Annotated in this window: 32 protein-coding genes and 2 tRNA genes; 26 read left to right on the forward strand and 8 right to left on the reverse strand. The window is 32.5% G+C overall.

The features are described from left to right. Positions 1-3 precede the first annotated feature (3 nt). The 4 genes from ACE193_RS21215 to ACE193_RS21230 form a co-directional block, all read right to left on the reverse strand. Positions 4-939: a hypothetical protein gene (locus ACE193_RS21215; protein WP_375560202.1), complete on the reverse strand. Its 936-nt coding sequence runs from the start codon at positions 937-939 to the stop codon at positions 4-6. Between the two features lie 59 nt (positions 940-998). Continuing rightward, positions 999-2,213, reverse strand: a complete 1,215-nt coding sequence (locus tag ACE193_RS21220; protein ID WP_375560203.1) for a hypothetical protein — start codon at positions 2,211-2,213, stop codon at positions 999-1,001. Between the two features lie 234 nt (positions 2,214-2,447). Continuing rightward, complete coding sequence (locus ACE193_RS21225) at positions 2,448-3,266, reverse strand: HNH endonuclease (RefSeq protein ID WP_375560204.1); 819 nt, start codon at positions 3,264-3,266, stop codon at positions 2,448-2,450. A 5-nt stretch (positions 3,267-3,271) separates the two neighbouring features. Then, positions 3,272-4,753, reverse strand: coding sequence for an AAA family ATPase (locus ACE193_RS21230; protein ID WP_375560205.1), 1,482 nt, complete (start codon positions 4,751-4,753; stop codon positions 3,272-3,274). Between the two features lie 234 nt (positions 4,754-4,987). On the opposite strand from ACE193_RS21230, the gene ACE193_RS21235 reads away from it, so the two are divergent. Next, positions 4,988-5,788 (forward strand): IS5 family transposase, encoded by an 801-nt coding sequence (locus tag ACE193_RS21235; protein ID WP_375558806.1) that lies wholly within the window; start codon positions 4,988-4,990, stop codon positions 5,786-5,788. Positions 5,789-5,836: 48 nt separating this feature from the next. On the opposite strand, the gene ACE193_RS21240 is transcribed toward ACE193_RS21235, so the two are convergent. From ACE193_RS21240 to ACE193_RS21250, 3 genes are all read right to left on the reverse strand, one after another. Continuing rightward, entirely contained in the window at positions 5,837-8,140 is a 2,304-nt protein-coding gene (locus ACE193_RS21240) for an AAA family ATPase (RefSeq protein ID WP_375560206.1), read from the reverse strand. A 7-nt stretch (positions 8,141-8,147) separates the two neighbouring features. Then, on the reverse strand, positions 8,148-9,113 hold the full coding sequence (locus ACE193_RS21245; protein ID WP_375560207.1) for a hypothetical protein: 966 nt from the start codon (positions 9,111-9,113) through the stop codon (positions 8,148-8,150). 237 nt (positions 9,114-9,350) lie between these two features. Continuing rightward, positions 9,351-9,824, reverse strand: coding sequence for a helix-turn-helix domain-containing protein (locus tag ACE193_RS21250; RefSeq protein WP_375560208.1), 474 nt, complete (start codon positions 9,822-9,824; stop codon positions 9,351-9,353). Positions 9,825-9,991: 167 nt separating this feature from the next. Between ACE193_RS21250 and ACE193_RS21255 the strand changes: the two genes are divergently transcribed. The 25 genes from ACE193_RS21255 to ACE193_RS21375 all read left to right on the forward strand — a co-directional run bounded on the left by ACE193_RS21255 (position 9,992) and on the right by ACE193_RS21375 (position 23,930). After that, positions 9,992-10,498, forward strand: coding sequence for a hypothetical protein (locus ACE193_RS21255; RefSeq protein ID WP_375560209.1), 507 nt, complete (start codon positions 9,992-9,994; stop codon positions 10,496-10,498). Then, positions 10,470-10,643, forward strand: coding sequence for a hypothetical protein (locus ACE193_RS21260; RefSeq protein ID WP_375560210.1), 174 nt, complete (start codon positions 10,470-10,472; stop codon positions 10,641-10,643). Before ACE193_RS21255 ends, ACE193_RS21260 begins: the two co-directional genes overlap by 29 nt. Positions 10,644-10,667: 24 nt before the next feature. Next, positions 10,668-11,189, forward strand: a complete 522-nt coding sequence (locus ACE193_RS21265; protein ID WP_375560211.1) for a hypothetical protein — start codon at positions 10,668-10,670, stop codon at positions 11,187-11,189. Positions 11,190-11,209: 20 nt separating this feature from the next. Beyond that, entirely contained in the window at positions 11,210-11,401 is a 192-nt protein-coding gene (locus ACE193_RS21270; protein WP_375560212.1) for a hypothetical protein, read from the forward strand. Beyond that, a complete protein-coding gene (locus tag ACE193_RS21275) occupies positions 11,371-12,918 on the forward strand; it encodes a hypothetical protein (RefSeq protein WP_375560213.1) in 1,548 nt (515 codons plus the stop codon). Before ACE193_RS21270 ends, ACE193_RS21275 begins: the two co-directional genes overlap by 31 nt. Before the next feature lie 68 nt (positions 12,919-12,986). Further along, positions 12,987-13,217, forward strand: coding sequence for a hypothetical protein (locus ACE193_RS21280; RefSeq protein WP_375560214.1), 231 nt, complete (start codon positions 12,987-12,989; stop codon positions 13,215-13,217). Positions 13,218-13,323: 106 nt separating this feature from the next. Next, a complete protein-coding gene (locus ACE193_RS21285; RefSeq protein WP_375560215.1) occupies positions 13,324-13,701 on the forward strand; it encodes a hypothetical protein in 378 nt (125 codons plus the stop codon). Positions 13,702-13,786: 85 nt separating this feature from the next. Further along, a tRNA-Arg gene (locus ACE193_RS21290) sits at positions 13,787-13,860 on the forward strand. Positions 13,861-13,983: 123 nt separating this feature from the next. Beyond that, positions 13,984-14,057: transfer RNA gene (locus ACE193_RS21295), tRNA-Met, on the forward strand. A 38-nt stretch (positions 14,058-14,095) separates the two neighbouring features. After that, complete coding sequence (locus tag ACE193_RS21300) at positions 14,096-14,740, forward strand: hypothetical protein (protein WP_375560216.1); 645 nt, start codon at positions 14,096-14,098, stop codon at positions 14,738-14,740. A 154-nt stretch (positions 14,741-14,894) separates the two neighbouring features. Beyond that, a complete protein-coding gene (locus ACE193_RS21305) occupies positions 14,895-15,185 on the forward strand; it encodes a hypothetical protein (RefSeq protein WP_375560217.1) in 291 nt (96 codons plus the stop codon). Further along, complete coding sequence (locus ACE193_RS21310; protein ID WP_375560218.1) at positions 15,160-15,450, forward strand: hypothetical protein; 291 nt, start codon at positions 15,160-15,162, stop codon at positions 15,448-15,450. Before ACE193_RS21305 ends, ACE193_RS21310 begins: the two co-directional genes overlap by 26 nt. A gap of 73 nt (positions 15,451-15,523) precedes the next feature. Then, positions 15,524-16,174 carry a hypothetical protein gene (locus ACE193_RS21315; protein WP_375560219.1) on the forward strand — a complete coding sequence of 217 codons (651 nt, stop codon included), beginning with the start codon at positions 15,524-15,526 and terminating at the stop codon, positions 16,172-16,174. 147 nt (positions 16,175-16,321) lie between these two features. Next, positions 16,322-16,867, forward strand: a complete 546-nt coding sequence (locus ACE193_RS21320; protein ID WP_375560220.1) for a hypothetical protein — start codon at positions 16,322-16,324, stop codon at positions 16,865-16,867. A 22-nt stretch (positions 16,868-16,889) separates the two neighbouring features. After that, the gene (locus ACE193_RS21325) at positions 16,890-17,810 is read left to right on the forward strand and encodes a PD-(D/E)XK nuclease-like domain-containing protein (protein WP_375560221.1); all 921 of its coding nucleotides are present in this window, start codon (positions 16,890-16,892) and stop codon (positions 17,808-17,810) included. A 64-nt stretch (positions 17,811-17,874) separates the two neighbouring features. Next, positions 17,875-18,138, forward strand: a complete 264-nt coding sequence (locus ACE193_RS21330; protein WP_375560222.1) for a hypothetical protein — start codon at positions 17,875-17,877, stop codon at positions 18,136-18,138. Between the two features lie 75 nt (positions 18,139-18,213). Then, the gene (locus ACE193_RS21335; protein ID WP_375560223.1) at positions 18,214-19,101 is read left to right on the forward strand and encodes a hypothetical protein; all 888 of its coding nucleotides are present in this window, start codon (positions 18,214-18,216) and stop codon (positions 19,099-19,101) included. Then, the gene (locus ACE193_RS21340; protein ID WP_375560224.1) at positions 19,073-20,191 is read left to right on the forward strand and encodes a hypothetical protein; all 1,119 of its coding nucleotides are present in this window, start codon (positions 19,073-19,075) and stop codon (positions 20,189-20,191) included. The genes ACE193_RS21335 and ACE193_RS21340 overlap by 29 nt, the downstream gene beginning before the upstream one ends. A gap of 10 nt (positions 20,192-20,201) precedes the next feature. Continuing rightward, the gene (locus ACE193_RS21345; protein WP_375560225.1) at positions 20,202-20,603 is read left to right on the forward strand and encodes a hypothetical protein; all 402 of its coding nucleotides are present in this window, start codon (positions 20,202-20,204) and stop codon (positions 20,601-20,603) included. A gap of 47 nt (positions 20,604-20,650) precedes the next feature. Continuing rightward, entirely contained in the window at positions 20,651-21,334 is a 684-nt protein-coding gene (locus ACE193_RS21350) for a hypothetical protein (protein ID WP_375560226.1), read from the forward strand. Position 21,335: 1 nt separating this feature from the next. Then, positions 21,336-21,551 carry a hypothetical protein gene (locus ACE193_RS21355; RefSeq protein WP_375560227.1) on the forward strand — a complete coding sequence of 72 codons (216 nt, stop codon included), beginning with the start codon at positions 21,336-21,338 and terminating at the stop codon, positions 21,549-21,551. Continuing rightward, complete coding sequence (locus ACE193_RS21360) at positions 21,548-22,072, forward strand: hypothetical protein (RefSeq protein WP_375560228.1); 525 nt, start codon at positions 21,548-21,550, stop codon at positions 22,070-22,072. Before ACE193_RS21355 ends, ACE193_RS21360 begins: the two co-directional genes overlap by 4 nt. 38 nt (positions 22,073-22,110) lie before the next feature. Then, the gene (locus ACE193_RS21365; RefSeq protein WP_375560229.1) at positions 22,111-22,617 is read left to right on the forward strand and encodes a hypothetical protein; all 507 of its coding nucleotides are present in this window, start codon (positions 22,111-22,113) and stop codon (positions 22,615-22,617) included. 11 nt (positions 22,618-22,628) lie between these two features. Continuing rightward, positions 22,629-23,279, forward strand: a complete 651-nt coding sequence (locus ACE193_RS21370) for a hypothetical protein (protein ID WP_375560230.1) — start codon at positions 22,629-22,631, stop codon at positions 23,277-23,279. A 21-nt stretch (positions 23,280-23,300) separates the two neighbouring features. Continuing rightward, complete coding sequence (locus ACE193_RS21375; RefSeq protein WP_375560231.1) at positions 23,301-23,930, forward strand: hypothetical protein; 630 nt, start codon at positions 23,301-23,303, stop codon at positions 23,928-23,930. Between the two features lie 300 nt (positions 23,931-24,230). Here ACE193_RS21375 and ACE193_RS21380 read toward each other — a convergent pair whose 3' ends face one another. Continuing rightward, positions 24,231-24,431 carry a hypothetical protein gene (locus ACE193_RS21380; protein WP_375560232.1) on the reverse strand — a complete coding sequence of 67 codons (201 nt, stop codon included), beginning with the start codon at positions 24,429-24,431 and terminating at the stop codon, positions 24,231-24,233. Between the last annotated feature and the right edge of the window lie 413 nt (positions 24,432-24,844).

Raw genomic sequence — 24,844 nt, forward strand, 5'->3', positions numbered from 1 at the left:
TTTTTATCTGCTTACTTTATTTTTTATCATATAAAGGAATGAAACACAGAGACTGTACACAAAGTACGCATCTTCTTCTCTAGCTACTGGCATTAGTTGTATATTAGCTCTATTTTGCCCTTGCCCTACTATATGTATATATTTAGAAGAATAATCAAAAGCATTTCGTATGATGTTTCTAAATTCATTGAACCCAGTATCTGTTTCATGACTCCTAATGTATAAATCTTTTAGTTCATTTGTTCTCTCATCACTATCAGAACCAGTCATGAAAGATTCTATTAGCACACGTGAAGCTAGAATACTTCCTTCCCAATCTCCCATCGCTAATTTTTGCTTCGCCTTTTCTAAATTTTTATAGCTTTGAGATAATCCGTCAGAAAGAAACTTTCTCAGTTTGCTGTCTTCAGGCATATCTTCAAGCTTTTTCTCAAAAACAGCTTGATTTGGAGTTCTATGTTCTAACAGAATGAATTCTCCAATACCTAGTTTTGGCGCAAACTCTCTTACCCAAGTGCTTTGTTCTATTGGATTGAGACGTTTTTCAAGAGATAAGGCATTTACATTTATAGTGTTATATACCGATAAATAATTAATAAGCATTTTTATCTCAAGTTGCACCGACTTATCTTGTGTCTGTAACCTATGATTTTCAATAGCTTGAATAGCTCTTTTGTCAAGAGGATAGTAAAAGTCAATGTAGAAATTACTTTTTTGTATAAGATCTATATTGCTTTTTGCAGACAACTGCATTGTACTAAAATGATTTACATTAGGAATTGAATTATACTGTGATATAATTTTTCCATTCAGTTTCAGTTGGGAAGTAAAAGATATTGGGGCGTATGCAACACTATGCATCAACTCTAAATGAACTCTTAATGTTGGTGCTAAATAAGTTGTATCTATTTTTAAAATCTCTTTATCTGAAAATCTCATAAATTTATTTGTTTTATTCTTGCAACTTCAAAATTTTAACATCAATTTTTCCATCATCATTACTCAGATTCTCTCCCAATTCTAGAAAAGTAGAATGTATTTTTTAAAGTGTTAGTAAATAGGGTAACATTTGCATCTTTAAAATAATATCCCTTTACAATATTTGGGTTTAGCTTAGTAGGTTGTATTACTTCATAATCATTACCTAACTTATTCGTTATTTTATTAAAATCCCATTTTTCGCCTTGAACTAGCTTTAATGCCCATTGTGTCTTAGGGTTTTCTTGTATTAATCTTGCTCTTTCTAAATCAGTCATTTCTTTTTTTGGATTTTCTGAATTAGCTATGTCTTTACCAACACTATTATTTTTATTTTCTTCCTCAATAGGCTCATACAAAAAAAATCTTTCTTCCTTAGTGTACCAACCTAACTTACCATCTTTCTCTATTTTATAGTATTCACCAAAATCATTTTTATAGATATACTTATCTCCTTTTTTCTGAATTGGCTTTTCTGATGAACTACCATCACTATACTCTTCTGTAAGAATGTATTTACTGTTGTCTAACTTTGAAATAACCCTTAGAGAACTCAGTTTACCACTTTCTTCGAACCACTTTATTATTTTTGTGCCTTTATATTTAATGTTTCTATTTATCATTTCCTCATATTCAGTAAGTGATAAGCCTATTCTATTAACATATAAATCTGGATCAAAATGAGTAGTTGCCCAATATCCTGTACCTACTTTATCATTGGGTAAGTAATAGCCAATAAAATATCTTTTATAATCTGGGTACTTTTCTTTCATTGCGTTAGCCATAGCTGTTAGTTGCTCTATTGATGCTCTATCTGACAATCTTATATCTATAGCAGCTTTCTCTTTCCCAATAAAGTCCTTTGAAATAACTGTCATACTTACCTCCACAGCTTTTTCTTTTTTTTCTTCTGTCCTACCAACGACTTCTCCATTATTATTATACTGAACTGTTCCTTCTTCAGCAACCATATCAACCCTATCAGGAAGATTGTTATCAACTACTTGATTATTCTGTTCTTTAGGCTCAATAAGAACACCAGCTACATACATAAAGAAAAATAAACCAAATCCTATACTAAGACCAATTTTACCTTCTTTCGAAAAAGCATTACTTTTCCACAAAAAATAAAGACCAACAGGAAAGAAGAAAAATAAAAGTAGAAGAACAAAACGCTTTTTGTCATACCATCTGCGATTTGCATTTAAAGGAGATTGTGTTTTTTGAGTATCCATTGTGTAATCAAATATTTGCAGTTAAAAATATATTAGGTGTTTAGACTTAATGTCAAAAACTGCTAAAATATGACAAGATTTTCACAAAAAAAGTCAATTACTTTTTAAGTGATTGACTTTCAGTTAGTTATAAAAATATGTTTTTGGTAAAATTGTTAATATTAGTTAATAAAAACTATCGTTTATCTAATACATAAGATAAGTTTATACAGAACTCTAAAGCATTCAAAACAATCATATAATAGCTAAAAAAGCAGGATTTGCAAGTTCTAAATATGCCAATGATATCCAATAATTTATTCCATAACGAGCTTGTTGATTATTAACTGTATCAGTTATAATTTCAACTAAATGAGGTAGTGAAACTTTTGACTTAGTTGCTCTATTATGATCTACAAAATCAGCAATAACCTTAGAACTTTCTGCTCTATATCTTTCTAGTAACGCCAATCTTTCAAAATGCTTCTCTATAATAAACTTTAAATTAGTATCAAAAGTAGCACTAAAGTTAAGAGAGAAGTTAAGGGTTAAATTTGTAATATCTAATGCACAATTTAAAAATTGTTCATTCGGTATTATGTCGTTGTAAAAGTGGATAATATTTCTTGCACTATTATCAGCTTCTCTCCACATTTCCAATTTTTTCGAATTACAAGTAGAACAACAAGGAACTAAATTTCTAGCACATACACTATACACGGCATATTCGTCTTTTGGTATATAATGATCAAAGGAAGAATGACTTTGAATTAAACAATAAGGACATACACTTTTGAACACATCAGTTTGAGAAGATATTATGAATGATTTTAAATCTTTCAATGGTTTTGTTTCGTTGTTATAACAATTTATCAATTCTTTTTTATCTGCTATACTAAAAATACAGCTTTGTTTGCTCTGTATAGTAGCAAAATTATCTTCGTATGAAGTATATTCAACTAAGACTTGTGGTCTTAACCTCAGAAGTACTTGTGGGGAGTTCTTTCTTTTAGCTGCTAAAATTTTATCATATTCTGCAATCAAATTAGGCACGCTATAATTCAAATTTTGCATAGTTATTATTTTTTAGTGTTAGCTATAGCAGCTATGTATAGTCTAGCATTTAGCCCTAATTTATCTCCAAATATCTCATTGATTTGTTCTTCACTATATCCTTGTTCAATGCAACTCTCAAAGAATTCTTGATAAACAGCTTTTACTTCATTTTTATAAAAAATCTTATCTGTGATATTAGAGATACTTTCTCCAAAAAACTCATCAGGAAGAGGTTTGATAATTGGTATATTATCTACTCTATCAAATAAAATCACATTTGCACTAGGAGTTTCTTGTACTATAATTGGCGAGTGGGTAGCTACAATAGCATAAGAATTATACTTAATTAAAATTGAATTCAATACTTTTTGAAACTTTGCAATAGCATTAGGATGTAAATGAGTTTCAGGTTCATCATAAAGAATAATAGAATCATTACGTAGTGTCGCTATTAATTCTGTTATAACAAATAAAATAATATTCTGACCAGAACTCATTAGAATTTCTCTGTTTTCTATAATTTTTGCAAAGTCCTCATTGCTAATGAATTCTTCTAATTCTCTATTATTGATTCCATCAAAGAATATAATTTTATTTATAAAGAAAAACCAGTCCTGTTCTCTCTCTTGAAATTTAATATGATTAAAAGCATTAGTAAGTCGTTCTGAAATCTCTTGTGGGCTAATTATTCTGTTATTATGCCTAAAACCAATATATTTATAACTAGAATGTTTTGATGGTTCTGGAGTTTGAAAATCATCAAATAAACTAAATGAAATAGCTATTACCCTACTTACTAAAGGACGGTCAGTATGAACAAACTCTCCTAAAGCATTATTATCCGATAAAGCAAGTGAGAGATGATGCAAATACTGTGTTTTACCAGTACCATTTTTACCTATTATTACAATAGTGCGAAAACCGTACTTTATATACTTTTCAAAGTTGAACTTCACCACATGACTCTGTTCCACACCTTGCAGTTGAACTTGATAAGAGAATTTAGATACAGAACTCAATTCATTGTTATCATATAAAATATTTCTTATGACTGAAATGAATTCTTTTGTAGAACCTCTTGTAAGTGATTTTTTGAAACCTATTTTATACTCTATTTCATCCCAAATACCAGGAAGAAGAGCAATATCATTTAAGCTGTCTAAAATTTGAAGATATTCGTTAGGAAACATTCTTTTTAGATTATCATAATAATCCTGTGATTGTCCTAAAGAAGCATAATCCGAAGATAAAGTTTCAAAATTAGATTCTAATATAGTATCCTGTAAATCATTGCCATCATTTAAATCGATATCATAATCAGCTTTCTTGTTTAAAATCTTAACATTGCCTATTATTTGTCCTTTTAGACCTGATGAGGAATGATAACTAAGAACAAAGCTAGTTGTATATCCATGGTCATTCCAACTAATTTTACTAAGAACAAAATAAGGAAATTGAATATTTCCATTTAAGCGTGAACCGTATCTTTTTGAATAAAAATTCATAACTAATATTTATTGAAATATGGTATTTTATTATCAAATCTGCACTTAATATTTTTCACAAAACAATATTAACTTACTCATAGCCTGCTTGAATAACTTCTGGATGCATTCCACTTATTTTTATTAGTGATTTGTCTAAGAGCCTGTTCGAGTTTAGTTTAAAAAAAAAGAACATCAGATTTTTTTATTAGTTAAGTAATTGATTTTCAGTTACTAATTAAAATATCAATTTCTATGTTTACTAATGAATATTTATCTGATGCTCTTTGGCAATATATGAAAAAATTTATACCTTCTTCGTATTTGAAAAGAAAACGCAAACACAGTTTGTATAATTTATTTTCTGGTCTATTCTATCTTACTCGTTCAGGTAGCAGTTGGCGTTTGCTTCCTAGTAGTTATGGTGTTCCTTGGAGTAGCTTGTATGATTATTTCAGTAAGTGGCAGCAGACAGGTTGGTATAAAAAGCTGTTAGATAAGCTTGTTAGAAGGGAACGTATAGCACAAGGTAGAAATCCAAGACCTTCTTTGGGTTGTATAGACTCTCAAAGTGTTCAGAGTGTTTATGGAGGAGAGGCGATAGGAGTGGACGGCTATAAGCTCAAAAAAGGACGGAAACGGCATATTTTAGTAGATACGCAAGGAAATTTACTAGAATTAGAGATTAGTCCAGCCAATCAAGCCGATGTAAATCAACTTGCTTATTTGTCGTATTTAGCTCAGTTTAGAGGCAGACCATTTTTCAAAATTCTTGCTGATGCAGGGTATAGAAGTGGGGCTTTGGCTACTGAAATATTTAGTCAAACAGGAGTGCAAGTGGAAATTGTCAATAGTCCAAGAAGAGAAAAAAAAGATGATAAAGCATTTGTTCCACAACCCAAAAGATGGGTTGTAGAAAGAACATTTGCGTGGCTCAATCAGAACCGAAGACTAAAAGTAGATTATGAAAAAACAAGAAAATCTGCAAAGGCATTTGTGTATTTAGCTATGATTTTGAATCTCATAAACAAAGGAGCTAAAAGAAATAAAAAATAAAAACTCGAACAGGCTCTAAAGAACTCATATCGCTATTTAACCTTTGTTTTACTCAGTTTTTTTCCATATCAAATTAGATATTTCTTTGAGTTTATCATCTTGCAAAAAGTCAGAATAATTAAATATTTTTGCATTATTTGTTGTCTCATTTTTTATCTTTTGTTTTAGGGTAGAAAATACTTTTTTTGAATCAACATATCTCATTTCATCAGAATCATACACGTTTTCAAAAAATTTAAGCATATCTGATTTCTTTGTTGCATAATTTCCTCCATATTCTTTTTTCTTCATATTCTTTATTGATTCTTCTCTTTTTTCTTTACAAGTAATTTCTAAGATTTCTGTTGCTTTTTCTATTGAAATTCCGTCTGTATGATTTATATGTTTTGAATTCAAATAGTAACATTCAATTTCAGTTCCTTGTGTAATAAAAGGGTAAATATGAACATCTCTTAATCCTTGTTCCCATGTTTCCACTTCTTCCAATGATAAATAATCTCTATCACGATGTATTACTATTTTTTGATTAGGAAATTTTCCGTTTATATATTCTGATATAAGCTTGGCAGAAGATAAATTACTACAACCTAGATATGAGTATAATTCAGTTTCCTCCATTTTAAAACCTGATGCTTTTAAAACATTAGTTAGTAATTCTGTGTGTTCATCCTCTGTAAAAAACACACATTTATTCTTACCTTCAATCTCTTTTAATTTTGAGTTGAGCTTCTCATTTTTAATTTCTAGTTCTTTTACTTTTTGAATTTGTGAGAATTCGTCTTTTAAAGTGGTTGCTTCATCAAAAAAAACAGATCCTAGTTTTGTTTTAATATTACCAAGATCATCAACTTTGATATCTGTTATATCTGATTTATTTTTAAAGTGATAAATTTTTATTTGATTAGAAGTAATTTGTTTACTTGCCACTTGATACTGAATTCTTCTTATTAAATATTCGCTATGAGTTTCAATGATAAATTGAGTGTTAAATGAATTTATACTATCAATAAATAAATCTGCTAATAGAGCCTGCCATTTGGGGTGTAAATTTGCTTCAGGTTCTTCAATCAGAATTGTATGTGCAGTATAATTTAATCTATACTTTTCTATTCTATTCTTTTTTGCCTCTAATGCAATTGTTAGTAAGATTATAAAAATTTGTAAAGTTCCATATCCAAAATCAGCAAGTGCCTTTCCTTCTTTATCAGTCTCATTCTTCTTAAGTAACACTACATTTGCATTAAAATCAGAATAAGGAATAATCTCAAAATATCTATAATCTCCAAAATCAAACTTTTTATTATTTATCCATTTTGTAAGAAAAATATACTCAGGTTCTTTAGTAGATAATTCTATTTCTATATATTCAGAAAGTAATCTATTAAAACTCTCATTATTATATGTGTATAACCTATCAATACTGCCACGATAAGCTTCTATATAACATATTCGTTCAATAAATTCTTCTCTTAATTTTGAAAGTGAGTAAAATAAATCTTCTTTTATCTGATTTATCATCGTTTCAGCAGCTATATATATTGTATCTTCCTCAGGGTTATCAAGACCGTCTATTTTTGAGTTAATTTTATTTAGTTTTCCGAATGGAAAACAATCTTCGAAAAACCATGCTAAACTCTCGGTAAAAGTATACTTGTTTTTTTTACCATTTTTAAAATCTCTATCTTGAACCAACCAACCATTAGCAATCTTATGATGAACATTTTTTAGCTTTTCAAAATCAGAAAAATATTCATTATCATCTAGAAATACTTTTATATCATTAATAGAATCTCCTTTGTATTTATTTGTTTTTGTTTCACTTAGCACTTCTTTAAGTTTCTCTCTATACCAAGTATAATTAAAAAATACAGTTTGCTCATTTGCAGATGCATCTAAATCTTCCATCGGATTCTTTGAAAGAGTGATTTTTCTATTTTTAATATCAAGAATTGGTAATTCATTTTCACCAAAAATCTTTAGTTTTATGAGTTCTGGATAATGCTTATTATTTGAGTTAGTATTTGAAAATGTAAATTTTATTTGTAGCTGTTCTTTGCAAGAGAAAAAATTATCTATTATAAAATCAAAAGGTAGTGTAAATGCTATTTCTTTCTGCTTACTACCCTCTGTTAATATATTTTTAAATCCTCCTAAGCTAGGATTAATACCTTTTAAGTCAAGATAATCTAAAGATGGAAATTTCTTAAAACTTTTTGCTATCAGCAATAAAGCTTTTAGTAAAGTAGACTTTCCAGAATTATTTGCACCTGTTAAAATGACAAAATCTGAAAGGTCAAAAAAATCATCTTTAACTAATCTAAAATTTTCAAGTCCAATGCTTTTTATATTCATTATTTGGTTATTTTTTATTTTGGGCTTTTATGTCTTTAATTATCTCTTCTGTCTTTTGGAAGTTGTGAATAAAATCTGACGACAAAGGATATAGTGTTAGTGGAGAATCTTTCTGCATATTTTTAAGTGTTTTAATTGTTTTTTCAGTATCCTCTTTAGGTAATGGCAAGTAAACACCAAATCTTTTTGTAGATGATTGTGTTTTCAAAGGAAAAACACAAAAAAGTCCAACACCTTCATTTATTTTAATTAGATGTAAACCTTCATGTTTTTCTGTAAATACTTCTTGACGAGTCCAAAATCCTTCAGGGTAGATTTCGTTATTTGGCTTCAATAATTGCTCTCTGACAATATCAAAGCATTCGTCTAATATTATAGAATAGCCAAATTTTTCAAATGCAAGAATATATGCTGTTTTTAATAACGCAACTTCCAATTTTTTTTCATCTACTTTGCTTGCTTTGTGTTCTAGTATGACAATAGAGTCTTTACGGATATTGTCTATATGGTAGCTTAGTTTTGCAGGGTTATTGTTCTTTGTTGAATGCTCTACAGTAATTACTCCTGCATCATTAACACTATATTCACCTTGTACTTGTTCCCCTTTACTAATACTAAACTTCACTCTACCAGTTGTATTAGGTAAAAAATGTTTTCTATCCTGTTTATGAACTCCTTCAACTAAATGAAAGTCTATTTCTGCACCACAGGTATTATTACATTTTTTACATGTTAATGTATTTGCTTTTCCTCCTAGAGATTTTTGTGGAGCATCTTCAAGAGTCAAAAAATTCTCAATCTCAGTGTTTAAATCATCACGAGAGAATTGAACTAAACAAATTGGACAAACATAAGTCTTGTCAAACTTTAAGTTTTTATATTTTGACGGAAGGAGATTTCCTGAGTTTAGTGTGTTTAATTGAGAAGAAAAAACATTGAATATTTTTTCTCTTTTTTTTGCGTTTTCTGTCATTAGTTATACTGTAGTTACTGTCAAGATTAAAAAAAAATTATACTTTATATCCACAAATCATTACAAGAAAATTCAAAAAATACACACCTTATAGCTATTTGATTGTCAAAAATATAAAGATTATTGGTTTATAAAATTTATTATAAAAGTCTTTTTTCAATAAAGCAGTTTATAAAACTACTGTTTCTAATTCATTATCATTGTAAGGTTTTTACCAGTTTCTAAAATTTAGGGTTTTTACCTCCCCATAGCTTTCTCCAAAAGCCCCTGCGTAAATTCCAGTTGCTTTTTCAAAAACTCATTTTCCTTCTTGAGAGATTCTACCAAGTTACTATCTGTTTCTTGTGCGTTGGTAGTAGTTACTCCCCCCTGCGACTGGATATTATTTTTCACATCCTTGCTTTTACTGATGATGTTGTGGTTGCTATTAACAGGATTTGATTTGGTATAACTTCCATATTTGTTTACTATTGATGCTATTTTAGCAACGTTTGTTTCTGTTTCAAATTTTTCAGAAATAAAATCATCTACAGAAATATTAAATAAATCTGAGAATTTATACATAAACTCTAAAGAAGGAACTCGTCCTTTTTCATAGTTAGAAACTGCACTAGAGGTTACTCCACACAGATTAGCAATCTTTTCCATAGAAAAATCAGCAGCTTTACGCAAAGCTGTTATTCTGTATCCAATTTCATTATTATCAATCATAATTTATTTAGAATTATTCTAAATAGCATTATATCGTTTTATTTTTATAAACGAATGTTGCTTTATAAACATTTGTTGCTTATGTTTGTATTACCAATTACAACATCAGCACTGACACAAAGATATTCTAAAAATATCAGTGCTGCAATTCTGAATTAGAAAACCTTATGCAGCAGCCTAAAAAACGCCTTCCACAGATACCTATTACGCTTCACGAAGATTTTGAAGAGCGTGTCCGAATCATCGCCTTTTTGCTAGGATTTAATAATGCGACTGATTTTCTCATTTTTTTAATAGAAACAGCTGACCAGCAAATGATAGCTAAGGCAGAGAAGAAATCTACACACTCTAATAGAAAAGTATTCTTTCCACAAGAAAAGGGACTGGTAGAAAAGGATAGCCCAACTATTCTGCTGCGTTTTCACGCTACTCCAGAATGCCATAAGCAATTGCTTAGGCTTACCAAAATTTATGGATTCAAATATTATTCAGACTTCATTATAGCAATGCTTGTAGAGATTGTGGCTCGTCATCAAGATGAGATTCAATCTTATTTACAACAGCTTGCTATGTACTCTAACATAGTACAGAAGAATGAAAAGAAAATGAATGCTACACCTATTCTTCCATCAAAACCTAAAACTCATGACACTCACCGAATACAAATCTCTTGAAAGAGAGATAAGCAAAAAGGCTAGTCAAGCCTCCTATCGAAAAAGCAAAGGAGCTTCCACAAGAAAACTAGAAGATGAACTAGCCAAATTGAGAGCCAAGCGAGACAAGGCTGTCGCAGATGCTGAAAAGCAACTCAAAAACTAAACACCTAAAAAAAATCACCAAACTATGATAACTCCATTTCAAACAGCCATTCTTAAGGACTTCCTAAAAAGCAAACACCCTAATTCTGAAATTAAAGATGTTGCTGTTTACGAACCAAATGGTGCTAGTATGTACACTCAATATAAAGTAAAAGAAGGTAATGAGTGGATTCAAAAACAACATATACTGTCCTTATGGACAATGCTGGACTTCCTCTACTCAAAAATGGAATTTCAAGAAACGGAAGCACCGACTACTGTGGAGTTTGGGGTTGATTTAGGATTACAGGATGACAATTTACATTCGCCTTTTGCTGTTGATTTGAACACAAATTTCAATAGTGCTGCATTTAGAGATGCTTGGGAAAGATTCTATGATTCTAGAATTGAAATAGATAATCATTTAACTGTTACCAAGGCTAAGGAAATAATAGGTCGATTGAATAATCAGTCTGAAAAACACGCTATAGAATGCCTTGAGAAAGCTATTGTAAACAAATGGGCAACTGTATATCCTATAGAAAAACCTTTATATAAAACCACCTAAAAAAAATCACCAAACTACCTATGCTAACAAAAGCCGTAAGCAATGGAACAATTACCACCGATATATGGATGGCAGCCTTCATATTCGGAATGCTCATCATATTCTTTGGAATACTCTTCCTAGAATGGTCAGAACTAGCCGAATTAGTAAAATCAATCATCAAATTTATCAAACCTAAAAAATGGAACAAACAACAACACAACTCGCAGTAAATCAACAACAAGAGTTTCCTCTTGCAGTCTTGAAAAAAGACGAACTCTATGTAAAGTCATCTCAACAAAACAAAGTAGAGATTACAAAAACTATTGAAGAAGCCTTTACAGGTTTTGAGGAAATAGAAAAGCAAGTAAAATCCATTGAGGTCAAAGGCATTGACGACAAAATGAATATTGAGCTTGCCGATACATACCGAAAAAATATCAAACAAACTCGTTTGAAGTACGAAAAAATTTTTGATGCCAAACGCCAAGAGATTAAAGCCTTAAAATCTGAATACGACTTGCAGGATAAGATGTGGCTTAAAGCCAAACAGTTAATTGGAGAAAAATTCAAAGCTGTTGAGGAAATAGCAAAATTCAAAGCTGATTTTGTAGAACGCTTTCAAGCTGAACAAAAGGCACTCCGAACGCAAAAACGAATCAATGAAGTCTCAAAGTACATAGAGCCTAATCCTAGTGTTTTTGAAAATATGAACGATACAAATTTCGGTTTTTACCTACAAGGATTAAAATCTGAACACGAGAAACAAATCCAAGCCGAGCAAAAGGCAGAAACCGAAAGAATTGCCAAAGAAAAAACTGATGCCGAAGCGAGGGAAAAACAACGAATTGAGAACGAAAAACTCAAAGTTCAAGTAGAAGCTGAAAGAGAAGCAAAGGCAAAACTAGAAGCCGAGCTAAAAGCGAAAGAATACGCTGAACTAAGAGCAAAAAAAGAAGCTCAAGTAAAAGCTGAACTGGAAAGAGAAGCTGCCGAACAAAAAGCACAAGAGCCAATCGAAAAACAGCTTTTAGATTGGATTGACAGTTTTCAGCTTCCTGCTTTAGAAGTAGAAAGTGAGCATAAAGAAGTCATTCTAAACAAATTTGAATACTTCAAACGCTGGGCAAAGGCACAAGCAAAAAAAGATATTGATTCTCTGAGGGAATCTGTCCTAATAGACATTAATAACATGGTGCAAAATAAAATTAAAAAATTAGAATCTGACAATGAAAAGCAAGAAGAAGAAGGAAGTCTTTTAACTAGAATCAGAGCTTGTAAAACAATGACTGAATTGGAAAATCTAAGAAACAAAGCAATGGAACAAAACAACACCAACGAACCAGCAGAAAAAACGACTCGCACACAAGAAGAAATCAGAGAACGCTTCGATAAAGCAAAGGATTTTCTAGATGTTCAAAAAAAGGATTTACTCGAATTTATGGAATTCGAAACAGCGAAAGACCTTCTTAATAAAGAGTATGTAAAACAAGTAGAAGCTGGAGAGGAGATTTGGGAGGTAGAAAATGCAAAAGAAAAGATAATGGATTATCTGCCTTTTGCGTATGAAAAAGCAGAAAATGAAAGAGGCATTAGTGCTGCAAGAAGCATGCTTCACTTCAAAACTTGGATTTGGATAGACAATGCTGAATTCTATGACGAAATCCTTCCAATGCTAAAAGATTATACGAACTACGGAATACCAACCTTAAACCGTATTGCAGAAAAATACGGCTATATAAAAGAGTAGTTTTTTCTCAAAAATATTCAACAACCAAATTTTAATCTATCACTCAACTTTTAAAACCAAAAAATCAAATGAGAGCAAATCCTTATAACAACCCAACTCCTGCAAGAAAGCAACTCGCCAATGTCCGAGTAATGGCAAAAGACTTCAATTCAGACTATGCCATCATCTGCTTTGACAATGATGATGTGGAAGTTCTTCACACCAAAGCGAAGGCACGAGCAAGAATGGATTTTGGAAAGCAATTAGATTCTCAAGAATTAGAATATCAAATTTTAAGCAGAGAGAATTTAAAAATCTAGCATCAGTACAGACACACCGTTGTGTGTCTCAATCGTCTCAATCTCACCAACAATCACCAAATTTTACCTAAAAAATCAATTCCAAAACTATCAAACAATTAAAGAAATGGAGACAGAACCACAAGAATATAGAATCAAAAAGACAGATACACTTTTTCAATTCTATGAAGAACTAGAAGCAGAAATGGACGAGTGCTACATCTCTTCAGATTCTCAAGAAAACGAGAAGCGCACTGTAGAAAATATGTACAATCAGCTCTTTGATGACCATTTAGCAAATAATATAAAAGAGTCGCCTAGTGATGATCTACTTAGGGAAATTCACACTATCTGTAAAGACCCTGAAATAAATAGATTAATAGAAGTTCAGACAGAGAGAATCATCCGAGAGGAACTCTTGAGACGAAAAGAAGAAGCTAGACTCAAAGTCATCGAAGTATATCACAGAATTCAACAACCTACTCAAACGGAGCAGGTAGCATAAGAAAAAGGGGAGATACTGGGAGAGCAGGGTATCAAACCAAATTTTCCATCTAAATCAAAGGATGGTGAACGTACTGCTCTTTTATGCGCCACTAGCTCAATGGATAAGAGCATTGGTTTTCTAAACCAAAGGTTACAGGTTCGAATCCTGTGTGGCGCACGCCTGCTTTTGTACGTTTGGCAATGTGTCCACATAAATTAAACGTACAAATCCTGCTGATGAATAAGCAATAGTCCTAGTACTAACTATTGAATCGGTTAGATTCCGATGCAGGATTTTTATGGGTCTTTAGCTCAGTTGGTTAGAGCGCAACACTCATAATGTTGAAGTCGCAAGTTCGAGTCCTGCAAGACCCACAAAAAATAATTTATTTACTCAATTAAAAAACTGAATAATGAAAGTCATCATAATCAATACCCCCACAGGACAATATTCACTTCCATTGGACTTGGTAGCAAAACACAGAGCTGATTACTATGTAGGAGAAGCTAATAGAGAGTCTAAAAAATACGCTGATGAAGTAGCATATGCTATGAAAGACTCCTACGAAGGAATTGATTGGATTCTAAATAACTCTGACTGGAGTGATTGGGAAAATAATGTTACTCAAATCAATAACGAAGTAAAATTGACAGAAGACTTTTGGACTTGTTCTGATGACTTTAGTATTGTTAAAGTGGAAGACGAGGTTGTAAATAACGATACAATTTACATAGAAAATAGAGATAAGTTCATTCAAATCTCAAAAGAGTGTTCTCATATTCCTAACCACTTATTTTACGAGAAACAGATTAGAGCAGGTGTTTATGAATATGTAAAATTTCTTAATAAGAACAATACAAATGGAAACTTATCTATCACTAGTAGCTCTGGAGAAAATTCTCTTTTTGCTAAAGAAAGAGATGGCTTCTTCATTCCTAATAACTCACTGCTCTTGAAGTCAATACAAGATGCTAAAAATAGAGGGCAATATAGACTTATTCCTTTTTGCTACACAAATATTGCTTTGGATAGACTTCATCAATCTTTGAAGTCATAGGTTCAAGTCCTATAAGACCCACTAAAAACGAAACTCAACCATTCAATAAAAAAACTATGAAAAAGCATTTTATCAACCTTATCAATTCAGCGATTTATCACATTATCAGTTTTTACATACTCACTAAAACCCTCATCTCTAACCTATTACGCAAATGAACGAGCTAATCAACAACCCCATCAACAAGCCAAAAGAACAAGTATTTACTTTTCTCTCAAGACTCAAGTCTGAAACAGGCTATGTAGAAATCAAATTTGATTTTACCGAATCGAAATTTAGAAAACTATCTGACCAAGAAGAAGGAGATGAAGACCAAATCCTAAGCAGTCATTATACCATACTTACTATGGTAGAAAAACTAAAAATGGAAGTAAAAGAGCTAACAGGACAAGAAACTCACATCTCTGAATTTTCAATTTATGAAACACCATCAAAATCAGAATAAAATTACTCGTTGGGTCTTAATCCGACATTATTGGAAGGCAATGAATAGATGGTTTCCAGTTTGGGTAAGCTACCAAGAGATGAATGAAAACTCCTTTTCTCCAGCCACAGCATTTGAAAAAGAACGCTTCGGCTGTTGCATCAAAACCAACCAAATAATGGCGTATGAAGAGGAAGTTTCAGACCGTTCCACAGGCTTTCAAGTCGCTTATTTAGTGCTTGAAAAAGAAGCAAAAAAAGAGCAGAAAGAAAGCCTATTATCGTAACCAATAGCACACGTTATCGTGTACAGTACTATAAAAAAAACAAATAATAAATATTTAAAAATATTTTTTAATTATGAAAACTCTAATTATAAAAATAAAACAATATACTTTTTTAAATCCTTGGGAAATAGAGTATCAAATCGGAAAAGAGTATTTCGTTATGGCAATCGAAAAAGAAGAGCTAAGACAAATATTTGGAAGTGAGTATCTAAATGGCGAATACAAAACTCCTCAAGACTTTTTAGAAACCGATGAAGATGTTGAAAAACTCATCACATGGTTTCATACAGACTGGGAACACAAAGACCATATAGAACCAATGGACTTGCAGTTTAGCAAACTCTACAAGCCAAAAAAGAAGCAAGCAAAAGAGGTTACTTTCAAAACCAACTTAAAGCAAATTGGAACTACACCTGCAACGATTGAGATGACAAACCCTGCTTATATACAGGCTATCGTAGAAAGATTGGAGCGAATGGAAAGAGAGGTTCAGAAATTAAAAGCAGAGAATAAACGAAAAGACGACATTCTTCTGACAACGAAAATGATTGAAATGAACTATCAAATTTCTGCAAAAACGATCAATCAAGCTAGAGTACACAATAGAATTGTAGGCAGAAAGATAAATGGAAAAGAGTGGGGATATGAAAGACGAGAAGTAGAAAGATACTTGGAAAATAGCAAAGGCTATTTCAAAAATCCACCACAACAATATGTATCGTGAAAATTAAAGAGGGTGAAGTCTATAACTATTTAGATGGGCTGTTGGTGGTATTCTAGCCAACTGGAGGTTCGAATCCTACCACCTCCTCAAAACTAAAATCAGTTTTATTCAATTTTTATCAATTCAAATTTAATTTATTTCAAAACTATGGACAATCAAGAATTAGAAACAACAGAAACAGCCGTATCAACAGAAGTGCAAAAGCAAGAGCATATAACAGAAAGCACACTTCCAACAACTAATATCTCAATAGAAGAGAGAAGTGTAAAGGATATTGCAAGTGACTTGCTCGGACTTACCTCTCAACGTTTAGATGTCGCAACACGCTCTTGGACTCCTGATAATATAGGAGAAAAGAAAATGATGCTCTTCTTAGGAGGAGGTGTAGCAAAAATGCCAAGCAAGGACGATCCTTCAAGTACAGTTCATGTGCCTTATGTAGAATTCTTAGAAGCCTACAAAGATAAAGACGGTGAAGGATCTCTTCGCAAATGGAGAATGACCACGACTCGTATTACAAACATGTTTCTGCAAATGGAAGGAAGCAAAGAGGAAGGCTTCACAAGCCTAAGCTACAAATACGCTACTCAAACAGGGTGGGAGATTGAGTTTATAGGATTTGTTCCCTCAAAGAAAAACGCAGATCGTAAAATTATGGACTTCGCTATCCGAGTACCCCAAGCTAGTAAGTAAAACCTTCTAAAACTCTTTATTTATGACATCTACACCTTTAACTCAAGTGGTTTCCCAAAAGGAAGCTGCTTATCTAAAACACCAAATAGGCGAAAAGAATGGAAAACCTGTATTCCGATTAGAGAAAAATTACGATGCTGTTCCTGCCATTCGCAATTCAGCTCTTAGTTATCTCGCAAAATCTCCGATGCACTATAAAGCATTTGTAGATGGCGAGTACAAACTAGACACAAAACCTCTTTACATCGGTCAGCTTCTACATCTTGCTGTGCTTGAACCTCATAAAGCGCATTGGGAAATGAAGATTCCAAGAAAGGGAAAAGGTGTAGATACTCGTATTAGAGAACAGGAAGAAGAAGCGCAGAGAAATGGAATCTACCTCTTTAATGAGGCAGAAATGAGAATGATAGACGGTATTTTAAATACTGTTCATAACACTCCTGATGTAATGAAAATCATCAAAGAATGCCAAGTAGAAAAATCACTCTATTGGAAATATAGAGGCTTACAATGCAAAGGCAAACTAGACTTGCTTAAAAAGCATGATTACATCGCAGATTTTAAATTTGTAATCGATGCCAAACCCAGTGAATTTATTAGAAAAGCTGGACGCAATTACGATTACGACAGACAGATGGCTTTTTATAGACTTGGTGCAAGAATGTGTGGATTAGCCAATGGACATATTGATTGTTTCTTTATCGCTGTTGAAAAATCAGCTCCTTATCCAATAAGCATTATCGAAGTAACTGAATCAACACTCAAACGAGGCGAAGAGAAATATGAAAAACTTTTTGACACTTACTTTGAAACGATTGCAAAAGGAGAATATCCTTCTTATCCATTATTTACACAATGGGAAACACACCAAGCCGAGCAAGTGCCATTGATTGAAAACACAAAGACTTTTTCAATTGACAACTTCCTGCAACTTGCTCAATAAAAAGCACTTACAGGAGCAGTAATTGAATGATAAGTAATTATACACCTAAAAAATAACAACGAAAATGAAACAAATTTTAGAAAGATTTTGGCTAAAAAGTGAATTAGAAAATTTCACGCCAGTAGAAATAGCTTTATTTCATTATCTATTTTTTCAAATTTCACGAGGCAAAGACAGGCATTTAAATGCTAAAATTTGTAGTGTTATCAGCACATCTGAAAAAACACTTATAAAAGCTAGAGAAAATCTTATAAAGAATAATATAATTACCTACGAAGTGGGTAGTAAAAAAACAGACTCAACATACTGGATGGGTAACTTTGAATAGATAGTAAAATACAATTTTTAGAATAAAGATTAGAGAAAAATTACGATGCAAGACAATCAAAAATACTTTGCGTTAATGAACGCCTATTGGTCAATGGCAGAATTGGAGCGTTTTACACCATCAGAAGGAATATTGTTTGCTGCCTTAGTGGACTTAGCAAACAAACTTTTTTGGAAAAACACAATAGCCATTACCAATGTCCGTCTTGCCGACAAGATATCCGTTTCAGAAAAAACGATGATTTCAGCTCGGAACAAGCTAAAGCAAAAGGGTTTAATTGACTTTAAAAGTGGAAAAAGAGGTAGCGCATGTAAATATCAATTTCCTTTATTTCAGAAATTACACTGTAAAAATTACAGTACAACTGTAAAGGTAAGTGATAATGTAAAGGTAAAGGTAAAAGACACTAAAAGTGTAACTGAAACCTTCAGACATAATAATACAGAATACATAATACTTAATACAAATACAAATAACAAGGAAAATTTTTCGAAAAATAATTTTGAAGAAGAAAATTCTGAAAATGAAAATTTCGAAAAACCGACGGAAGAGAAAATTTCCAAACCTCCAGCAGAGACAGAAATTTCCCCTTCCAAAAAAGTTGCGCCAAAAAAGGTTTCCAAATCTTCCAGCACCCAAAAAACGCAGGAGGCGAAGGTCGATGCCTTGGAATTGCCTTTTGAAAGCGAAGAGTTCCGAGAAAACTGGCTTGGCTTCCGACAAGTCCGAAAGGAAATGAGGAAACCTGTCACACCGACGGCAGCCAAAATGATTTTCAAAAAGCTAAGCAAGTTCGGTGAAAAAGTAGCCACACAAGCCCTTGAGGCGAGTGCTACGAACGGTTGGCAGGGTGTATTTCCTGACAATATTGTCCGAGAACAAAATTATTCAGCACCAAAAAACACAAATCAAATCATCAAACCAGACTTTATCAATGCAGACTATTCAGACACTACTCTCTGAGAATTCACCTCCAAAAAATCAAAGGAAGGAGTTTGACAAAGCGTTCTTTTGTGATTTTGCAGCAGGAGTGATGCTTCGGTTACATACCAACAAATCGCAAGATTTTAGATTTGTCATCGACGAGGATAATGAAAAAGTGATTCGCCTTCTGTGGGATTATTTCTTTAATCCTGAGGACTTTGACTTGCAGTACAACCCAAGATATTACTCAGGAAAAGGGATTTTACTAATGGGTGCGCCTGGAAGTGGCAAGACGAATCTAATGGAAATATTTATTGCTTTGTGGGATTTTTTTTACAAAAATAATTCTAAGAGCAATTTCAAAAAGAAGTCAATGCGACAAATATTGTCCAGTTTCAAAAAAGGTGAATTGCCTATTATTTCACAAATGGACAACTACTTTTTTGATGAAATTGGTCTTACCGAAGCAAGGAATTACAAGAGCTATGGTAATGGTATCGACGTAGATGGCAGTGTGATAGAAACTCGTTACGAGTCATTCCGAAATGGCTATATCACCCATTACACAACGAATCTGTCCAAAGAAATGATGACAGGAGTGGATAAAAATAACAATTTAATTCCTGCTTACGACAAGCTCAAATTTGACCAAAGAGTGCTTAGTAGACTTAGAGAATCCTGCAATATTATTTCATTGAATGGTAAAGATAGAAGACAACTCGCTGCACCAAAACGACGAAGTCCAGAGCCTGAAATTGACAAAGAAGCACTTGCTGAAATACTTGAAAAAGAAATGGTTGAGCAGATTAAAAAGGCAAGAGGAGGAGGAGAAATGATCAGTGATTTTTTGCTAGAAGTGTGGTTTGATACAGCTCGTCGGAATGAGCTTGTAGAGGTGAATACTGACTTGCAATGGCAGGAGCTTATCGAAAGCCGAAAAAGCATTCTTGAAAAAAATGCTATCGGTTTTCAAAAACGAGAATTGAAACGCAAAGGATTAAAAACTCAATTTGAATGCTTTAAAGAAAATCATCAAGTGAGAAAACCTATCAAGAATAACACTTTTGAACGAGATGCAATCCGAGAAGCAAAAGCCAATTACCTAAGAAAATACTATTTAGAAGCTTAAGAAAACAATTATGGATGCTCAAATCAAAAAGCAATTAGACAAACACCTATTCGTCTATCCTGCAAAAATAGAAGATCTTTTTGACCCTATTTTCTACACCATCACCAATGAGGAAGTGGAGGTAGAAGGAAGTTTTGAAGGAGTAGAAAATGAATACTTCATTGAATTAGCAGGAGTCAAAATTCTACTCAAAGAAGCTGTCAATACAATGCTTGCCAAGTCAAAATTGGCAAAAGATTTTATTGGACTTTTTGAAAGAAACTCACAGATGAGAACCTATCAAAAGAGCTATTTTAAAAATCGTAGAAAGATGGATTTGGCAAACTCAAAAAAAGCAGAAAATACAAATGACAATTTTATCGAAGTCTGCCGACCGACTTACAAGGTACTCAAGAAATTTAATCAAGACTAAAAAATAATCACCCAAATTTATTTTATCACTATTAATTTTTCAATTTTATGTTAGCTAGAGAATTAAAAACTCGCTTTAAAAAGAAAACGAATGAGTTTATCTTTTTTGTACAAGCCCAAACTGTCAAAGGAAATTCTTATACCTGTCAAATCGCTAATGAGGAGGATATAGAAAAATTCAAGCGACTCTGTGAGGACTTAAAACCACTTATTTTAGCAGACAATCAGTTTCCACAACTGCCCTTTGAGAATGATTCCTTAATCGTTGGTATAAAATTCAGCGAAGGAAAGGACAGTGAAACAAAGGAGCTTATCCAGCTTGTCCAATTTACCATCAATTATCACGTGGATGATAAGTCTGAGAATGGAAAAACGATTCCAAACACCATCAAAATACCCTTGGTTAATCGTAGTTATACTGAACTACCTGACCAGATGGTAAGAATGATTGAAAACTTTCAAAAATTCTTGAGTTCGATTGCAGAAAAATCGTGTAAAAGTGAATACCGTCAAGGAGATATTTTTGATAACGATGACTACAAAGTTGAAATCAAAACTTCTATCTCTCCTTTTGATGATGTAGAAAAGTTCACTCAAGAAATTACAGGCTCGGCAGCTCCCCAAGGGCATATCGAAGGAATGAAAGCAGCAGCAGAAGAGCGAGTGAAAGAGCGCAATGCTGAAGCTGAGAAAGTTGGAGTTCCTGTTGAGATTAGAGAGGAGGAACTTTAATATGAAAACTTACCATTGCCAAGCGAAATTACCAAATTATGCATACAAGAATATTTTCAATAACTCTTTAAAAAGTCATAATTGTACAAGTACAATTTATCTTGGTAATGGCTCATATCAACTCACATTTGAATCAAAAACAGCAATAGAATTATTTATTCAATCTTCTACTCGTAGGGGAATATTTATTACTCAGTTTTATATCACAGAAAAATGAAAAATCAACTTGAGAAAAATCTAAGAGATGCTTGTAAAAATCTTGATAACGCTGTGGCAGAAGTTAGAGACCATTACGGAGACTTCCTACATTATCAAAGCTATATTTCAATAAACTGGGATAGTCTATTACGAACTTTTGATAACAAGATTAGACAATCTCAAAGGAAAAAAGAAGCGCAAAAAAATAAGTTATCAGTCGCTTCATTGGAAGCAGATGGTGTTATCCAAGTTACATCCTTTTACAAAGAAGTAGCTATAAGATTGAGAGATGAGACAGAAGAAAGGTTGAATAATCTAAAATTAAGTGGTGAACTTCTTATTGAACACGGCTTCGAACTTTGTTGGGATGGTGATTATTTTAAACGAAGGGAAGGAGACGAAAAAGGTTATCAGACACTTAGATTAAGTAAAAGAGACGATTATTTTGTTTCGCATTTGCCAACAATAGAGCTTTACACTCTCAACGATCTCAAAATGCTGTGGTTTCTGCGAACTCGTGAGGAGCTGATGGAAGTCTAAAAATCAAACTTAAAAACACCGAATTACCTAAAAACAAAATGAAAACAAATCAAGAAAATTTCAAAATCGTAGATATTAACGATTTAGCTGATGTATGTGGATTCTTCAATGGAAAAACACCTGTTAATAATGGATATGGTTGTAATCATCCAGACGTGGAAGACTCAGAAATTGTAAGAATAGTAGATGGAGAGGAATTTAGAGTTGGTAATGAAGAACTTAGATATAAGATTCTAAAAGTAGCCTTACGCAAAAAATATGGTAGTTACCAAAATATTGAAAAGGCATTAGCGACTGAGGAAGGAAAACTATATGCAGGAAAAATTAGAGATGAATTATGTTATGATGATTCATTTATTGAGAAATTTGGATGCAAGATTATAGGTAAATGCTACTCGTTCAGTTGTCCAATCGCTAATAGGTGTGATGTACAGGATTTAAGAGAATACGAATCATATTTTCTTTCAGATTATGAAGATGAGGATAACGACTATCGTACAGATTTTATGCTTGTAACTGACCCTGACCTTATTGAAAAGCTCTAAAATCAACACCTATGAAAACACCAAAGCCAATACACAAAAATGTTGGAGGAACTAAATCTTGCTTAGTCGTAAAAAAACAAACTACGACTGTCAAGTTCACACCAACTGCATTTATAAACATCCCAAGCATTATAGATGAGTCTATCAAAATAGTCTTGTTAGAAAAGAACTCTAAAATTTCCAAATTTTTGCTTGATTTATATTTTGGAAAGTTCTATGAGAAATATAAAAAGAACCCTACTTCGTTCTTTATTTTTCTTCAGCGATTAAATGATATGAGTATAAAGATAAGTCAAGCTATAAACTCAGATATAAAACTTGAAACCTACGGTGGTAAAACGGTCAGAAACTCCAAATATGATGCTGTTGAAAAACTCATAGTGTTCTACAAAGATTTTGCTACTCAGCTCTATGAGTTTATCAAAACCAACAAGGTAGTAAAACAAGAGGATATCGCCTTGGCAATAGAATGTAAATGCTGTCAAAAGTATCTGAATTTACACGGTATAAAAGATTTTATCAATTACGATTCGTACCGTAAAATTCAATATTTGATTGACAAAAAGAACTGCCATATCAAAGTCGTAAATCGCAAAGAAGCTAAACGAAAGTTTGGCAGGTGCAAGTCGCACATAGAAACCTTACAACACACTTTATTTTAAACCACCAAATTACCAATCATTATGAGCCAAAATTTATCACTAACCCAAGCAAAAATAGACCTCATTAGCGAAATATTAACCAACCTTAAGTCAGTAGAATACGAAGATAATCCAACCAAGACCTACTTGGAAGGACGAGAAACAGAAAATGACAGATGTGCTGTTCTTCTCCAACAAAAGAAGATGGCACTACTGGATTTAAGCTATCAAGAGAAGACAAGAGGACTAGAACGCTTTCCACTTCTGTTCGCTAAACACTTCCCTCCAACCCATAAAAAGGCAGGAAAAGAAACAAACTTTGCTAGGAAAATACGAACAGGACAAAAGATACATACACTTCGTAGAGATTATGCATACTGGTCGGCTGCTGTTCGAAAGGTACAAGAAGGAGAAGGCTACATTTCGCTGACCGAATGGGAGCAGAACAAAACTGAAACCCAATCGGAGATTCTATTTTTAGATGCTTCTTGCAAGATTGGTTTGCAGAAAGTTCGTTACAGCAAAGGTAAGTTTTATTTGAATAGAGTACGCTTATGTGTGGACCAACTCGCTAGTAATGATGGAATGCTAACCAGTGATTTTTTGCGATTTTTCAAGACCTATGGGCATTCAGAATTGGCATTGATACATTTTACTGATTTTAGGTATTGAAATTGCTCTATTTTACGAAAAAAAGATTATTCTGTAAAGTAAAATTATATTTTATCACGATTAAAAAAGTTATGTAGAGTTTTTAAAATGTATTCTTTAAGTGCAGCAATTTTATTTTTACCAAAATGACTTATAATATGGATAAACCTGTTAGTATGCAACTATTTTTGTATACTGACAGGTTTATTCGTTATAAAAAAATAAACTTGCTCTATGTTTAGCTAATAAGATAACTTAATTTAATAGAGATGTTGTTGTTTTGCTGGATCATAAGCACAAAGCAGTATTATACTTCTCAGTCTAAATAACATTAAGGTCTGTAGAACCACTGTTAATGACTGTGTCAGGTTCTTCCATTAGATTGACAGTTTTCGTTTCATCAGGATCTAATGTATAAGAAGCACCTGTTACACTAAACGCTCCATTGTTTGTATTAGATAAATTAGTTACAGTAATGGAGGCTGTAGAAACTTCAATAGACGCTCCTGGTTGTAATATCATAGTTCAGTATATTTAAAAAATTATTCTTACTCTATTGAGGCTTTTCAGAATACGCCTATCAAAAGGTTGATAATTCAAAGTTAAGGACTTGTTTACTCAATAACATCCGTAAAAATGCTCTTTTTAAAAAAACAGTAAAAACACTTAGTTGAGGCTATATTTGTTTGTAATCTCTCATAAAGCTATATAAAAAAACACCTCATTACTTACTAAAAGTAATTTCGACTCTTCATCTAGTTAATTAAAATTTCTAATTGATTCCGATTATTTATAGAAGAAATTGCTGAAATACTAACCAGTGTTTTTTTATGTTTTTTCAAGACTTATGAGCATTCTGAACAGGCTTTACTCTGAACAGGCTTTACTGCATTTTACTGAGTTTAGGTATTAAATAAAAATCACTCATTTCTGCT

This window comes from Bernardetia aquimarina, from assembly GCF_042180575.1.
GTDB lineage: Bacteria > Bacteroidota > Bacteroidia > Cytophagales > Bernardetiaceae > Bernardetia.